This window comes from Streptomyces sp. CB02400 (genome assembly GCF_001905725.1).
Lineage (GTDB): Bacteria > Actinomycetota > Actinomycetes > Streptomycetales > Streptomycetaceae > Streptomyces > Streptomyces atrovirens.
This window is the reverse complement of record NZ_LIWB01000007.1, coordinates 194,438-210,237: the sequence shown is the minus strand read 5'-3', so window position 1 is coordinate 210,237 and position 15,800 is coordinate 194,438. Positions and strand designations below refer to the sequence as shown.

Annotated in this window: 11 protein-coding genes and 1 pseudogene; 5 read left to right on the top strand and 7 right to left on the bottom strand. The window is 70.3% G+C overall.

All coding sequences use genetic code 11. From position 1 onward, the window contains the following. Nucleotides 1-19 precede the first annotated feature (19 nt). Together AMK33_RS19080 and AMK33_RS19075 are read left to right on the top strand one after the other, a co-directional pair. Nucleotides 20-778, top strand: coding sequence for a hypothetical protein (locus AMK33_RS19080; protein ID WP_073934041.1), 759 nt, complete (start codon nt 20-22; stop codon nt 776-778). 313 nt (nt 779-1,091) lie between these two features. Continuing rightward, nucleotides 1,092-1,529, top strand: coding sequence for a nuclear transport factor 2 family protein (locus AMK33_RS19075; RefSeq protein ID WP_073934040.1), 438 nt, complete (start codon nt 1,092-1,094; stop codon nt 1,527-1,529). A 26-nt stretch (nt 1,530-1,555) separates the two neighbouring features. On the opposite strand, the gene ligA is transcribed toward AMK33_RS19075, so the two are convergent. Continuing rightward, the gene (ligA, locus tag AMK33_RS19070) at nt 1,556-3,628 is read right to left on the bottom strand and encodes an NAD-dependent DNA ligase LigA (protein WP_073934039.1); all 2,073 of its coding nucleotides are present in this window, start codon (nt 3,626-3,628) and stop codon (nt 1,556-1,558) included. A 117-nt stretch (nt 3,629-3,745) separates the two neighbouring features. On the opposite strand from ligA, the gene AMK33_RS19065 reads away from it, so the two are divergent. Then, nucleotides 3,746-4,318: a TetR/AcrR family transcriptional regulator gene (locus tag AMK33_RS19065; RefSeq protein ID WP_073934038.1), complete on the top strand. Its 573-nt coding sequence runs from the start codon at nt 3,746-3,748 to the stop codon at nt 4,316-4,318. A gap of 46 nt (nt 4,319-4,364) precedes the next feature. After that, nucleotides 4,365-5,546, top strand: a complete 1,182-nt coding sequence (locus AMK33_RS19060; protein WP_073934037.1) for a GDSL-type esterase/lipase family protein — start codon at nt 4,365-4,367, stop codon at nt 5,544-5,546. A 1-nt stretch (nt 5,547) separates the two neighbouring features. On the opposite strand, the gene AMK33_RS19055 is transcribed toward AMK33_RS19060, so the two are convergent. After that, nucleotides 5,548-6,642 carry a glycoside hydrolase family 43 protein gene (locus tag AMK33_RS19055; RefSeq protein ID WP_073934036.1) on the bottom strand — a complete coding sequence of 365 codons (1,095 nt, stop codon included), beginning with the start codon at nt 6,640-6,642 and terminating at the stop codon, nt 5,548-5,550. 304 nt (nt 6,643-6,946) lie between these two features. On the opposite strand from AMK33_RS19055, the gene AMK33_RS19050 reads away from it, so the two are divergent. Then, complete coding sequence (locus tag AMK33_RS19050) at nt 6,947-10,222, top strand: glycoside hydrolase family 2 (RefSeq protein ID WP_073934035.1); 3,276 nt, start codon at nt 6,947-6,949, stop codon at nt 10,220-10,222. A 64-nt stretch (nt 10,223-10,286) separates the two neighbouring features. Here the strand turns inward: AMK33_RS19050 and AMK33_RS19045 are convergent. The 5 genes and pseudogenes from AMK33_RS19045 to AMK33_RS19025 form a co-directional block, all read right to left on the bottom strand. Then, nucleotides 10,287-10,579: pseudogene (locus AMK33_RS19045) on the bottom strand (AbfB domain-containing protein); the annotation flags it as partial. 57 nt (nt 10,580-10,636) lie between these two features. Next, nucleotides 10,637-11,860, bottom strand: coding sequence for an RNA-guided endonuclease InsQ/TnpB family protein (locus AMK33_RS19040; RefSeq protein ID WP_073934034.1), 1,224 nt, complete (start codon nt 11,858-11,860; stop codon nt 10,637-10,639). A 374-nt stretch (nt 11,861-12,234) separates the two neighbouring features. Next, nucleotides 12,235-13,272, bottom strand: a complete 1,038-nt coding sequence (locus tag AMK33_RS19035; RefSeq protein ID WP_073934033.1) for an ABC transporter permease — start codon at nt 13,270-13,272, stop codon at nt 12,235-12,237. Further along, nucleotides 13,269-14,231: an ABC transporter permease gene (locus tag AMK33_RS19030; protein WP_073934032.1), complete on the bottom strand. Its 963-nt coding sequence runs from the start codon at nt 14,229-14,231 to the stop codon at nt 13,269-13,271. Before AMK33_RS19030 ends, AMK33_RS19035 begins: the two co-directional genes overlap by 4 nt. Next, the gene (locus AMK33_RS19025; protein ID WP_073934031.1) at nt 14,224-15,783 is read right to left on the bottom strand and encodes a sugar ABC transporter ATP-binding protein; all 1,560 of its coding nucleotides are present in this window, start codon (nt 15,781-15,783) and stop codon (nt 14,224-14,226) included. The genes AMK33_RS19030 and AMK33_RS19025 overlap by 8 nt, the downstream gene beginning before the upstream one ends. Nucleotides 15,784-15,800: the final 17 nt, after the last annotated feature.

Here is a 15,800-nt window from a genome sequence, read left to right as displayed (position 1 = left end):
CGGACCAGGGAGGACGACGATGGGTGTCACCGCGCAGGACGCGATCGAGACGCTGCGGGAGCTGGAGCGGCGCCTGCCGGACGTGTTCACGCTCGAACCCGGGGCCCCGGACGCCGAGCTGACCGAGGCGGAGCCCCGGCTGCCGGACGACATACGGGTGTTGCTGCGTGCCGTGAGCGCCGTTCGGATCGGTGATGACGACCACCTCCACCTCGATCCCCGGCTCAGCAGGGTCGAACGCCAGTGGATGTGGGGGCCGGGCGAGGAGACCCGGGTACTGCTCTCCCTCGCGACCGGCGACCACTTCTTCGTCGACGTGCATCCCGGAACCGGTGCGTGGGGCGCGGTGTTCTCCCAGTCCGCGGACTTCTTCGACACCTACGCCTACTGCGCCCGCTCCCTCCCGGAATTCCTCGTCGACCACGCGCGTGAGGCCCTGGCCCTCGCGGACCGCGTCAGGACCGATCCGGACGCGTACGACGAGGACGAGGGGGAGTTCGACATCCGGTTCCCCTGCGAGTCGGTCTGGCGCCGGCGGGTGACCGTCTCCGGCACCCCCGTCGCCGAACTGCGCGACACGGAAGACCCCGACCTGGCCGCCGTGGCGGCCGGTCTCCCGGACAGGGCGTCCCTCGTCGATCTGCGCACCGTGGAACCGCCGCTCCTGATGAAACTGAAGCCGACGGAGGGGAAGTACGAGGAGTTCATGCGCTTCGGCCCCGAGCGGCAGTTCGCCGTGGCCGTCCCCGACGGCGCGCAGCTCGCGGACGGAACCTGACCGCGAGCCCTCATGCGGTCGGTCCCATGACGCAGAACCGGAAGATCCTTGTCACCGGAGTCACCGGAGTCACCGGAGTCACCGGAGTCACCGGAGTCACCGGGCACCCGGCCCGCCTCTTCACCCAGTGGGCCGCGGAGCACGCGGACGCGTTCACGGCACAGGGCGCCGCGGACACGGCACAACCCCGCAGAAGGCATGGGCCGGGCATGACGTCCGGGGTAATCGACCCGATCCTTCCCCTCCGGCAGGATCGAGCACATCCACGGAGACCCCGCACCGGACTCCGGGCCGCAGCCGAGAGGGGAGCGTCATGTCCATCGACTCCAGTGTCGCCAACGAGAGTTCCGCCGAGGTCACCCGGGCCGTCGTGGGGGAGTTCCTCGCCGCCCGGTCCGCCGGGGACACCGGGCGGCTGGCCGCGGTCTTCGCCGACGAGGTCGACTGGCTGCTCGCCGACAACCCCACCGTTCCGTGGATCCGCCCCCGGTCCACCGCCGCCGAATGCGCGGCCCAGTTCACGGAGTTGATGGAACACACCGTGCCCGAGGACGCGCACGCCTCCGTCGACACCTTCCTCGTCGACGGGAAGGACGCGGTCCTGATGGGGCATGTGTCGGGGACGGTACGGGCGACGGGGCGGTCCTTCCAGGGCCCGTTCGCCCTGCGCCTCACCGTGGAGGGCGGCCGGATCACCCGGCACCACCTCTACGAGAACAGCCTGTCCATCGCCGGGGCCTGCGCCCCCTGACGGGCGGGCGCAGGCCGGTGGCCGGCTCAGTCGAGGAGTTCGGCGACCAGGGCGGCGAACTCCTCCGGGGTGGCGAGGCGGATGCCGAGCTGTTCGGCCTTCGCACGCTTGGAACCGGCGCCCTCGCCCGCGACCACGAGGGAGGTCTTCTTGGAGACGCTGGAGGAGGAGCGTCCGCCGGCCCGTTCGACGAGTTCGTTCATCTCGTTGCGGGAGAGCTTCTCCAGCTTCCCGGTCATCGCGCCGGTGACCACCACCGTCATCCCGGCCAGCGGACCGCCCTCGGCCGGGGCGTCGTCCTCGGCACCGGCGGGCGGCGGCGGAGTGGCGCCGGGCTCCGTCATGTTGACACCGGCGGCGGCCAGCTTGTCGATCAGCGGGGCCAGTTCGGCGAGCTCCGCGACGATCGACGGGGCCTTCTCCGCCCCGATGCCGTCGACCCGCTGCATGGCGTCGGCGTCGGCCGCGCGGATGTGGTCCATGGTGGCGAAGTAGCGGGCGATGCGCCGTGACATGGACCTACCGGTGCCCCGCACGCCCAGCGCGCACAGCACCCGTGACAGCGGCTGCTCCTTGGCCTTGGCGAGCGCGGCGAGCAGATTGTCGGTGCTGGTCTCGCCCATCCGCTCCAGGGCGAGCAACTGCTCGCGCCGCAGGGTGAACAGATCGGCGAGATCGGCCACCAGGCCCGCGTCGACGAGCTGCACCACGCGGGTGGCGCCCAGCCCCTCGATGTCGAGCTGGTCGCGGCCCGCGGCGTAGGCGAGGGACGCGACCAGGTGGCAGTTGCGGCCCTGGGCACACCGCCAGCGTTCCTCACCGGTGTCGATGTCCGAACCGCAGCGCGGACACTGCGCCGGGAACTCGATCGGCCGCTCCTCACCCGTCCGCAGATGGGCCACCGGCGCCTCGATGCGGGGGATGACGTCGCCCGCCCGGTGGACCATGACGTGGTCGCCCAGGCGCAGGTCGCGGCGGGTGATGTCGGCCGGGTTGTGCAGGGTGGCGTAGGTGATGGTGGAGCCGTCGATGACGACCGGTTCGAGGACGCCGCGCGGCGCGATGATGCCCGTACGGCCGACGTTCCACTCCACTTCCAGCAGCCGGGTGATCTTCTCCACGGCCGGCAGCTTGTAGGCGATCGCCCAGCGTGGCGCGCGGGAGCCGGACCCCGCGGCCCGCTGGTCCTCGGCGAGATCGGCCTTGATGACGATCCCGTCGATGCCGAACGGCAGCTCGGCGCGGACCGCGGCGATCCCCTCGACCCGGTCCAGGACCTCATCGACGGTCTCGGCGACGACATCGGGGACGGCGGTCCGGGCGCTGGTGTGCACCCCGAGACCGTCGGCCAGCGCCATCAGCTCGCTGTGCGCGAGCTCGTTCAGCTTCTCGGCGAGGACGGAGTCGGTGTCGGGCAGCGGCAGCAGACCGTAGCCGAAGAACGTCATAGGAACCGTGTAGACGCGCTCCTTCGCCCGCAGGGTGCCCGCGGCCGCGTTGCGCGGGTTGGCGAACGGCTGCCCGCCGTGAGCGGTGCGCACCTCGTTGGCGTGCTCGAACTGGGCGGCCGTCATGAGGACTTCGCCGCGCACCTCCACGGTGACCGGTTCGTCCAGCTTCTCGGGCAGCCCCTCGATGGTGCCGATCGCGTGCGAGACGTCCTCCCCGGCCGTCCCGTCCCCGCGGGTGATCAGCCGGGTGAGCCGGCCGTCGCTGTACCGGGCGGCGATCGCGAGCCCGTCCAGCTTCGGACCCACACTGAAGCGCGTCGCCTCACGTCCGGTACGGCGGGACAAGGAGGCCGTCCAGGCGGTGAACTCCTCCGCGGAGAACACGTTGTCGAGGCTGAGCATCGGCACCGTGTGCGGCACGTCGCCCTCCACCGCCCCGCCGGCGACCTTCCCGGTGGGGGAGTCGGGGAGTATCCCGTCGGGATGCTCCGCCTCCCAGTCGGCGATCCCTCGTACCAGCCGGTCGTAGGTGTCGTCGTCCAGCGCCGAGGTGCCGCCCTCGTAGTAGGCGGCGGCCGCTCGTACGGCGTCCTCGACCGCCTGCGCGTAGGCGGCGGCATCCACGATCACTGCTGCAGGTGTTGTCATGCGTCGCATCTTGCCTCCCACCACTGACAACGGGCTCCGACGGGCATCACACCCGGCCTGCTTGCCTAAAGCCATTAGGCAGCTACATACTCGTATTAGCTGATTGAGGGGATGATTATGGCAGCGCGCGTAGGACTGACGGTGGAACGCCTCACCAGAGCGGGGGCGGAGCTCGCCGACGAGGTCGGCTTCGACCGGGTGACCGTCTCCGAGCTCGCCCGGCGCTTCGACGTCAAGGTGGCGAGCCTGTACTCCCACGTGAGGAACTCCCAGGACCTCAAGACGCGGATCGCGCTGCTCGCCCTGGAGGAACTCGCCGACCGTGCCGCCGACGCCCTGGCCGGACGGGCCGGCAAGGACGCCCTGACCGCCCTGGCGAACGTCTACCGCGACTACGCGCGGGAGCATCCAGGACGCTATGCGGCGGCCCAGTTCCGGCTCGGCCCGGAAGCGGCCGCCGGCAGCGCGGGAGTGCGGCACGCACAGATGACCCGGGCCCTCCTGCGCGGCTACGACCTGACGGAACCGGACCAGACCCACGCGGTCCGCCTGCTGGGCAGCGTCTTCCACGGCTACGTCAGCATCGAGATGGGCGGAGGGTTCAGCCACAGCGCCCCCGACACACAGGAGACCTGGTCGCGCGTCCTCGACGCGCTCGACGCCCTCCTGCGCAACTGGCCCGCGCCCTGACCACGACTCCAGGCCCTTGAGCCGCCCCGACCCACGGACGGAAACCGTGCCCTCCACTTCGCACACCACCCCCATCACCGCGGACCTCGTACGCGGCGCCCTCGACCTGGAGCCCACGGCGAACGGGGTCCTGCCTCACCGCCTGCCCGCCCGGGCCCGCGCCCAGAACACCGACGGACAGCTCGCCATGGCCGAGTCCCAGCCCTCCGGCGTACGACTGGTCTTCCGTACCCGGGCGACCACGGTCGAACTCGACACGCTGCCCACCAAGCGGGTCTACATCGGCGCCCCGCCCCGCCCGGACGGCCAGTACGACCTGCTCGTCGACGGACGCCCGGCCGGCCGGGCGACCGCGACCGGCGGCAACACCCTGACCATCGACATGAGCACCGGAGCGGTCGAACACGGCACCGGCCCCGCCGACACCCTCCGCTTCACCGGCCTGCCCGAGCGCGACAAGACCGTCGAGATCTGGCTGCCGCACAACGAGACCACCGAACTCGTCGCCCTGCGCACCGACGCCCCCGTCGAGCCGGCTCCCGTCTCCGGCCGCAGGACCTGGCTGCACCACGGCAGCTCCATCAGCCACGGCTCCGACGCCGCGAGCCCCACCACGACCTGGCCCGCGTTCGCCGCGGCACAGGGCGGCGTGGAACTGGTCAACCTGGGCTTCGGCGGCAGCGCCCTGCTCGACCCGTTCGTCGCCCGGACCATGCGTGACACGCCGGCCGACCTGATCAGCGTCAAGATCGGCATCAACCTGGTCAACGCCGACCTGATGCGGCTGCGCGCCTTCACCCCGGCCGTCCACGGCTTCCTCGACACCGTCCGCGAGGGTCACCCCACCGCGCCGCTGCTGGTCGTCTCGCCGATCCTGTGCCCCATCCACGAGGACACGCCCGGCCCCACCGCCTTCGACTTCAGCCGTCTCGGTGAGGGGCGACTCCTGTTCACCGCCGCGGGTGATCCCGAGGAGCGGGCCGAGGGCAAGCTGACGCTCGGCGTCATCCGCGACGAGCTGAAGCGCATCGTGACGCGACGCGCGGCCGACGACCCCAACGTGCACTACCTCGACGGCCGTGACCTCTACGGCGAGGCGGACCACTCCGAACTGCCGCTGCCCGACCGGCTCCACCCCGACGCGGCCACGCACCGCCGCATCGGCGCACGCTTCGCCGCCCACGCCTTCGCGGCCCAAGGCGGCCCGTTCGCGCAGGCCGAGGGCTGACCTACTCGAAGAACTTGAGGCTCCAGCCGGTGTCCGTGTTCGGCCCGGGGACGTTGGCGCGGCTGTAGGTGGTGTCGCCCCACCAGCAGAACGTGCCCGTGTACCAGTAGCGGTTCTCCCACGTGTACGGCGTGCCCTTCGGCACCGCGTGGAACATCAGCGGGAACCGCGGCCCGGCGGGCGGGCTGGTGCCGATGTCGCCGTCGAGCAGGACGAAGCTGTGGTGGCCGGGGCCGTCGACGTGCAGCGTCGGGTCCCAGCCGGCCATCATCGTGGCCCGGTCGGAGCCGAACAGACAGCCGTTGGACTTGTACCAGTCCCATACGTACGCCGGGTCGCCGCCGGCCCGCAGCCGCAGGTCGGCCAGGCAGTACTGGTCGCTCCAGCTGCCGTTGGCGGAGTACACGATGTGCAGCTGCCCGTTCGGGTCCTTGACGGGCTCGGGGCCCTCGTTGATGAACGGGTTGCCGACCACCCGCTCCCAGCTCTCCCGGGGCTGCGAGATGATGTGCCGCGCACCGGTCGGCGTGGTCGGGCTGCTCATCCGGGCGATGTACAGGTTCTGCTCGACGTCGGTGTCCCCGGCCCAGCCGGACCAGACGAACCAGCGCCGACCGTTGAACGTGAACAGGGTCCCGTCGATGGCCCACTTGTCGTCCGGCAGGGCCAGTTCCGTCTCGGCGGAGTAGCCGCTGTCGGGGCTGGCGGAGCTGATCACGTACATCCGGTGAGCCGCTCCGCGCCCGGCCGTGAAGTAGATGTAGTAGCGGCCGCCGTCCCGCACGATCTCCGGAGCCCAGACCTCACCGCGACCGCGCGTGTCCGACCACACCTGCCGCGGGGTCGCCGAGTCCAGCGCCGCCGTGGAGGACGCCTGCCGTACGACGATGCCTCCGCCGGCCGACTGCACGGAGATGTACGTGCCACCGACCCGGAGCACGCTCGGGTCCGCGGCGCGCAGACCGGTCCGGTCCGCCCGGGCGGGCTCGGCGGACGTCAGGGTCAGCGCGGCGGCGAGAACGCCGGACAGCACGAAGCCGAGGGCCCCGGCCAGGCGGCGAGAGAGTCTCTTCGTCCCGTGGGGAAGTTCGGCCATCGGGTCCCGTCACCTCCGCGCCGAGGTTTACATCGATGAAATCCGCTCCCACAGGATGGTGACCGGTGGCGGGCATGTCAATAGAGCCGTGGAGTCCGGTCGCCCTCGCGTGAACCGCCATAGCACCGCGCAGGTCCGCGCGCTGACGGACCGTCAACTGTGTGCGAAGCCTGGACAGTCGTCGGGCGGCGTGTTGTCATTCCGCTGCACACCGGATTTCCAACGTTGGAATGAAGGGACGGCCGAGCCGACGGCCACCTCTGTTTCGTCCTGGTCCCATGCCCTCTGCGCGAGGAAAGGTTCGATGACAAGACAACTCACCCGCCCGAGATCCAGATCGTGGGCGCTGCTGACCGTGACCGCCCTGGCCCTGTCCACGGGTGCCCTGGCGCCCGCCGCGTCGGCCGCCGTGCCGATCGCCGGAGTGTCCGCCGGCTCGACCGCCGCCGACGCCGATGTCGTGGTGCACGGCCTGAAGGGCGAGTACTTCAGCATGTCGGCGCCGGGCGCCCGGGACTTCGCCGAACTCGGCGGCACCCTGCTGGAGCCGCAGATCAACTTCTCCGGACTGACCAGCACCTTCGAGGAGCTGACCGGGCGGACGGAGCACACCACCGCCCGCTGGACCGGGCAGATCGAGGCACCGGAGACCGGTGAATACACCTTCCACGCCATCGGCGACAACGGCTTCCGGCTGTTCATCGACGACGAACCCGTCATCGACCACTGGGTGGGCGACTGGGACAAGGAGCAGACCAGCGCGGCGGTCAGGCTGACCGCCGGCGAGAAGCACGACTTCCGTATGGAGATGTTCCAGGACGTCGGCGGCGCCAACATGTTCCTGCGCTGGTCGACGCCGACGATGCCCAAGCAGCTCGTGCCGACGACGGCGTTCACCCCGCCCGCCGGGTTCGAGGTCTTCCCGGTGGAACCGACCGTCACCGGGGACGGGCGGCAACTGCGCGCCCGGTTCGAGGACCCGGTGGGCGACCTCGCCGAGGTGGCCGGCCACCTCAAGATCGAAGCCGACACGACCGCCATGCCGGTCGAGTCGGTGACGGCCGCCCCCGATGACCCCGACTCCCTCCTGATCACGCTCTCCGAGCCGATCCAGAAGAACCAGCAGGTCCGGTTCACCTACGACGGCGAGGGCGGCCTCAAGACCGGCGGCAAGACCGTGCCCCGGATCGTCCGCTACGCCACGAACACGTCCACCCACCGCATCACCACCCCGTGGGGCGACAAGGTCGACAAGAACAACCCGCTGCCGGAGTACCCCCGCCCGCAGCAGGTCCGCTCGAAGTGGAAGAACCTCAACGGACCCTGGCAGTTCAGCGGCGCCGAGGCCGGTGAGCAGCCGGTCTTCGGCAAGGACCTGGACGAGAAGATCATCGTGCCGTTCCCGGTCGAGTCGCAGCTCTCCGGACTCGAGCGGCACGAGGACCACATGTTCTACCGCAAGCTCGTGGACGTGCCGAGGAGTTGGAAGGTCGGCAAGAGCGGCAGGGCCAACCGGCTGAAGCTCAACTTCGGTGCCGTGGACTACCGGGCCACCGTGTGGGTCAACGGCAAGAAGGTCGCCGAACACACCGGCGGCTACAACGCCTTCAGCGCCGACATCACCGACGCGATCAAGGGCCGGGGCAAGCAGGAGATCGTCGTCGCGGTCACCGACACCGGCGGCGCCAACCAGCCGATGGGCAAGCAGTCCACCAACCCCGGCGGCATCTTCTACACCCAGTCGTCCGGCATCTGGCAGACCGTCTGGATGGAGCCCGTCGCCGACACCTCCATTGACAACGTCGTCACCACGCCCGACATCGACACCGGCACCCTCGCGGTGACCGTCGAGTCCGAGGGCGCCTCCAAGCACGCCCGCGTCGAGGCCGTGGCCCGCGACGCCCGTGGCAAGGTCGTCGGCCGGGTCAGCGGACCGGCCAACAAGGAGCTGGACCTGCGCGTGGCCAGGCAGCACCTGTGGAGCCCGGACGACCCCTACCTCTACGACCTCGACATCAAGCTGAAGGACGGCAGGTCCACCGACAGGGTCGGCAGCTACTTCGGCATGCGCGAGGTCGGGATCGAGGAGGTCGGCGGCTACCAGAAGCTGGTCCTCAACGGCAAGCCCGTCTTCTCCCTCGCCACCCTCGACCAGGGCTTCTGGCCCGACGGCCTCTACACCGCGCCCAGCGACGACGCCCTGGCGTTCGACCTGGAGGCGCACAAGAAGCTCGGTTTCAACGCCGTCCGCAAGCACATCAAGGTGGAGTCACCCCGCTGGTTCTACCACGCGGACAAGCTCGGCCTGCTGGTCTGGCAGGACTTCGTCTCCGGGAACCTCACCGACGCCACCGGACAGAAGGCCTTCGTCGACCAGGGCCGCGAGATGATGCGCCAGCACCACAACTCGCCCTCCGTCATCGGCTGGATCGTCTTCAACGAGGGCTGGGGCGAGTGGAACCGCGAGGAGAGCGGCCGTATCGCCGAGTCGGTGAAGGCCGCCGACCCGTCCCGGATCGTCAACGCCCACAGCGGTGTCAACTGCTGCAACTCCAAGGGTGACTCGGGCAAGGGCGACATCATCGACCACCACGACTACAACAACGAGGACCCGCCCTTCCCGGACCACCGGGCGGCCATGGACGGTGAGCACGGCGGCTTCACGCTGCGCACCCCGGGCCACATGTGGCCGGGCACGCCGACCGTGATCTACAGCGGTGTCGCCGACAAGGAGGCGCTGACCCGCAAGTACGTGGAGAACACCGAGAAGTTCTACCTCGACCAGGCCGGCGCCGAACTCTCCGGCTCGGTGTACACACAGATCACCGACCTGGAGAACGAACTCAACGGCCTCTACACCTACGACCGCCGGGAGATCAAGGTCGACCCGGTCCGGGTGCGCGAGATCAACCGCAAGGTCATCGCGGCCGGCGCCGCGGCGGGCGACCGCGAGCCGCTCAAGGGCGGCGGGTCCTGGACCCTCGACGAGGGCACCGGCACCACCGCGAAGGACGACGGCCCGAACGACAAGCCGCTCACGCTGAGCGAGGGCACCACCTGGACCACCGGAGTCAGCGGCAGCGCGCTGAAGTTCGACGGCCAGGGACAGTACGCCCAGACCGAAGGCCCGGTGCTCGACACCACCGGCAGCTACACGGTCTCCGCCTGGGTCAGTCTCGACTCCCTGCCCGGCAACTACGCCACCGCCGTCAGCCAGGACGGACGGCGCCAGGCCAGCCCCTTCTACCTGCAGTACGGCCAGGGCGCGTTCGCCTTCAGCACGCCCGACGGGCAGCGCGCACGGCTGGAGACCACACCGGAGACCGGCCGCTGGTACCACCTCGTCGGCGTACGTGACGACGCGACCAACCAGATCAGGCTCTACGTCGACGGCAAGCTCGCGTCGACCGCGACCGCCGGCCCCGCCTACGTCGCCACCGGCCCCCTTGCCGTGGGCCGCGCCCAGTGGAACGGCGAGAACACCGACTTCTGGGACGGCGCGGTGGACCAGGTCCACGCCTACGACAAGGCGCTCACCGCGGAGGAGGTGAGCGCGCTCCACAACGGGGAGAAGCAGTAGCCCTGCTGACGGCGGGGTGGTGCGGGCGCACATGTGCGCCCGCACCACCCCGCCTCTCATGGCGTCAGGGGGCCCAGGGGGCCTCCACCGTCCAGGTGGTGTCCTCGGTGAAGAGGGCGGGGTTGTCCCAGGTGTGGGTTCCGCCCGGGGTGGCCAGCCACAACTCGGCGTTGTAGTGGCGCAGATACTGCTCGGGGAAGTTGTAGGCGGACAGTCTCACCCCGCCGTTCGCGCCCCGGACCGGGCAGAAGTGGCGTCGGCACGGAACAGGTCGCCGTTGCCGCCCTCCTTGTACACACAGGAGTCGCGGTGCCGCAGATGCTCGCCGGAGCAGTAGTTCCGCGACTCGAAGGATTGACTTGCACCTCGGGCTGAAGCCCGAGGATTCTGGCCTTCTCGATCGTTGCTGTGCCGCTACGCGGCACTGGGTCCGGTCGGGAATCCGTGGCTTCCTGTTTCTTCGCGCTGTGCCGGGAACGCTCCTGGTCTTACCGGCGCTCCGCAGGCCGATGCCGCCAGTCCGGCGGCCGTTTCGATGTTGATCGCGGCGTTGTGGTCCCGGTCGTGGACGGTGCCGCAGGCGGTACAGGTCCATTCCCGGATGTTCAGGGGTTTGGGTCCGTCCACGGTGCCGCAGACGTGGCAGGTCTGGGAGGTCGGTTCGAACCGGCCGATTTTGGCCAGGGTGCGGCCGTATCGTTCCGCTTTGTATTCCAGCATGCTGATGAACGAGGACCACCCGGCGTCGTGCACGGACTTGGCCAGTCTGGTGCGGGCCAGAGCCTTCACCGACAGGTCCTCCACGCCGATCCCTTGGTTCTCGGAGATCAGCTTCGTGGACAGCTGGTGGTGGAACTCGCGGCGCGCGTCGGTGACCTTGGCGTGGGCACGGGCGACCTTCAGACGGGCCTTGTCCCGGTCCTCGCTTCCCTTCTGTTTGCGGGAGAGTTCCTTCTGGGCCTTCTTCAGCTTCTTCTCCGCGCGCCGCAGGAAGCGCGGGGAGTCGATCTTCGTGCCGTCGTACAGGACGGCGAAGTGGGTGAGGCCGAGGTCGATACCGAGGGTGCGGTCGGTCTCCGGCATCCGGGCGGCGTCGGCGGCCGGGTCGGTGTCGATGACGAACGAGGCGAAGAACCTGCCGGCCGCGTCCTTGATCACGGTGACGGAGGTGGGGGTGGTGGGCAGGGTGCGGGACCACTTCACCTTCACCGCGCCGATCTTCGGCAGGTTCAGCCGTCCGCTGCCGGTGATGCTCCAGCGGGCGTTGGCGGTGAACCGGATCGACTGCCGCGTGTCCTTGCGGGACTTGAAGCGAGGCGGGCCGATCCTGGGGTCCTTTCGGGTGCCCTTGAGGGAGGCGAAGAAGTTGCGGTACGCCCTCTCGGCATCCCGCAGGGACTGCTGGAGCACCACCGCGGAGACCTCACCCAGCCAGGACCGTTCCGCTGTCCGTTTGGCCTCGGTGATCAGACGCACGGACAGTTCTCCGGCCTTCGGGAACGGCTGCCCGGCCCTGCGGGCGTCCTCGCGGGCGCGCACCCCGTCGTTGAACACCACCCGCGCGCACCCGAACGCCTTGGCCGGCGCCGTCTGCTGACCGGTGTCCGGGTACAACCTGAAGGCGTACCGAAGCTGCATGCGAGGATCGTACGAACGAGCCGTATCGCCTGTCGCCGGGAACATCCGTTCCCCGTCTCACTCCAGGCCGCACCGTCCGGATCCGCCGGACCGACACCGCGGCGCTCCGTGCCGCGGTCGCCACGCCGAAGCCGGTGAAGGCCATGCCGACGAGCCGGGCCGGCACGGCCGACACAGCGGTGAGCCACCACCGTCCGAACCGGAGGGCGGGGCAGACGTGGGGCCTGTACTCGACGAATCGTCACTCCTTGGGAAGGGGGAGGGGGAGACGTGCGCGTGCGAGAAGCGGTCGGTCCGCGGTGGAGCGTGACCGGCCGCCCGGTACCGGACGCGGCAGCGGGAGTCGGAGGTGCCCGGCTGCCGCGCCCGGAGCTCTACATCAGTTGCCGTCGGCGGCCCAGCCAGGTCTGGGCGATGACGACGACGGCCAGGAAGGCGCCGCTGACGACCTGCTGGTAGGAGGAGTCCAGGGAGCCGACCTGGTTGATGACGTTCTGGATCACCCTGAGCAGCAGCACACCGACCAGCGAGCCGCTGACGTAGCCGAGCCCGCCGGTGAGCAGGGTGCCGCCGATGACGACGGCGGCGATGGCGTCCAGCTCCATGCCGTTGCCGAGGATGGTCACCCCGGAGGCGAGCCAGGCCGCGTTGAGCGCGCCGGCCAGTCCCGCCAGCACCCCGGACAGGGTGTAGACGAGGATCTTGGTACGGGCCACCGGGGCGCCCATCAGCGCCGCCGCGTCCTCGTTGCCGCCGACCGCGTACACATGCTGTCCGAAGCGCGTACGGCGCAGCACGACGGCCCCGGCGACGAACAGCGCCAGCGTGATCCACACGGGATTGCCCAGACCGAAGGTCGTGCCCTGCCCGAGTTCCGCCAGGAACGAACCCTTGCCGATCAGGTACGTGTTGGCGCCCTCGTCGGTGAGCGCCAGCATCAGACCGCGCGTACCGAGCATGGCGGCCAGGGTGACGATGAACGGCGCCAGCCGGGAGCGGGCCACGAGCAGCCCGTTGACGACACCGATCGCCCCGCACACCACCAGCGGCAGCAGCAGCGCCACCAGCGTTCCGTACTGGGAGCCCCAGGCCGCCAGGACCCCGCCCAGCGCGAACAGCGAGCCGACCGACAGGTCGATGCCCCCGGTGATGATCACGAAGGTCATGCCGAGCGCGACGATCGCCAGGAACGCCGAACTCGTCGCCATGTTGCTGACGTTGTCCCCGGTGGCGAAGGAGTCGAAGCTGAACGACGCCACCAGGGAGACGACCACCAGCACCGCCAGCGCGCCGTGCTGCTGGACCAGCGCGCTCACCCGCTCGGAGCGCGCGGACCCCACCGGCTCGCCGGCCACCGGCGGTTTCCCGTCGCCCGCCGAGGTCACCGGGGCGTCCGTCTTCGTGGCGGTCATCGCTTCCCCCGTCCCCGTGCCGCGTAGACCGCGGCGACGATCACTATGGCCTGCGCGATCTGGGTCCAGGAGGGCGGCAGATCGTGCTTGATGAGGGTGGCGGTGAGCAACTGGATGAGGACGGCTCCCGCCACGGTGCCGGCGATGTTCACCCGGCCGCCGGTCAGCGGTGTCCCGCCGACCACGACGGCGGTGATGGCGGACAGCTCCATCAGATTGCCCAGCGACGTCGGGTCGCTGGCCTGGAGCCGCGCGGTGGCGAGGACGCCCGCCACGGCGGCGAGCAGCGCGCAGACGACGTACACCACGATCAGCACGCGGCGCACCGGCAGTCCGGCGAGCTGCGCCGCGGGACGGCTGTCGCCGATGGCGAGGAGCTGCCGTCCGAAGGTGGTGCGGCGGACGACGAAGGCCACCAGCAGCGCCAGCACGGCGGCGATCAGGATCAGATACGGGATGCCCAGCACGTCGCCCGAGCCCAGGGAGGCCAGGGACGGGTTGCGCAGGTCCTCCAGTTGCGGCAGCAGCACCAGGGCGAGGCCCCGGCCGCCGACCATGAGCGCCAGCGTCGCCACGATCGGCTGCACCCCGACGAACGCGACCAGCGCCCCGTTGGCCAGTCCGACGCCCGCGGCGAACACCGCCACCACGAGCAGCGCCGGCACGAGTCCGTAGCCGAGGTAGAGGGCCGTCACGGAGGCCGCCAGCGCCATCACGGCACCGACCGAGAGGTCGACGCCCTCGGTGCCGATGACCAGGGCCATGCCGAGCGCCACGATGATGACGGGGGCGACCTGCACGGCCTGGGTGCGGAAGTTCTCCGCGGACAGGAAGTGCGGGGTGATGACGATGTTGACGACCAGCAGCAGCGCCACGCCGGCGTAGACGCCGTACGTCTGCAGCCACTGCAGGACGCGGGCCTTGTCCAGCGGGACGGTCTTGAGGGTGGCTTCAGCCATCGGTGGCCGCCTCCTCGACCGCGTCCCGGTCCGGGGCGTGCCCGGCGATGGTCCGCATCAGCTTGTCCTCGGTGACCTCGTCGCCGGTCAGCTCGCCGACGACCGCACCGTCCTTCAGTACGACCACGCGGTCGGACCCTTCGATCAGTTCCTCCAGGTCGGAGGAGATGAGCAGGACGCCCAGGCCGTCCGCGGCCAGTTCGTCCACGAGTTTCTGCACCTCGGCCTTGGCCCCGACGTCGATGCCCCGGGTGGGCTCGTCCAGGAGCAGGACCTTGGGGTTCATCGCCAGCCAGCGGGCGAGCAGCACCTTCTGCTGGTTTCCGCCGGAGAGTTCACCGACCTTCTGCTGCGGCGAGGACGCCTTGATGCGCAGCCGCTCGATGAAGGTGTCCACGATGCTGTCGACGCGCGCCTCGGAGACCAGGCCGAAGCGGGAGAGCCGGGGCAGGACCGCCAGCGAGATGTTCTCGCGGACCGACAGACCGGGCACGATGCCCTCGCTCTTGCGGTCCTCCGGCAGCAGACTGATGCCCGCCCGGATGGCGGCCGGGGTGGAGCCGCCGCGCAACGGGACCCCGGCCACCGTCACACTGCCCGAACTCGTGCCGAGGGCACCGGAGATGGCCTTCGCGGTCTCGGTGCGTCCGGAGCCGAGCAGCCCGCCGAGACCGACGACCTCGCCGGGACGGATGCTCACCGACACCTCGCGCAGCTTGTGCGGCACCGTCAGTCCACGGGCCTCCAGCACGGGTCGGCTGTCGGCGGCGTGGTGGTCGCCGGTGAACTTCGTCAGGCCCTCCTGACGGACCTCGCCCAGCTCCCGGCCCAGCATGGTCGACACCAGGGAGAGCCGGTCGAGGTCGGCGAGGCGCCCGTGGTGCACGCGACGGCCGTCGCGCAGCACGGTCACCGTGTCGCACACGGCGTACAGCTCGTCGAGACGGTGGCTGACGTAGACGACGGCGATGCCCTCGTCGCGCAGTCGGCGGATGACCGAGAACAGCGTCTCGACCTCCCGCGGTTCCAGGGACGAGGTCGGCTCGTCCATGATGACGATCCGGGCCTCGCTCGCCACGGCACGCGCCAGGGCGACCATCTGCTGCGCGCCGACACCGAGGGTGCGCAACGGCCGGCGGACGTCCACCCGGACGCCGTGGGCGCTCAGCGCCTCCTCGGCCTCCCGGTTCATGCGGGCGAAGTCCAGCAGGCCGAGACGGGTGCGCGGTTCGCGGCCCAGGAAGAGGTTGCGGGCCACGCTCAGCAGCGGGATGAGGTTGACCTCTTGGTAGATGGTCGAGATCCCGGCCTTCTGGGCCTCCAGCGGGGTGGCGAAGGAGACGTCACGGCCCTGGAAAACGATGTCACCGGCGTCGGGCCGGTAGACCCCGGTGAGGAGCTTGATGAGGGTCGACTTGCCGGCGCCGTTCTCGCCGATCAGGGCGTGGACCTCACCGGGGTGCAGGGTCAGGTCCACGTCGTCCAGGGCCCGGACGCCGGGGAAGGACTTGCTCAGTCCGCGGACGGCGAGGACTTCGGCGGGGGGAGCCACCTGTGCCTCCAGGAAGA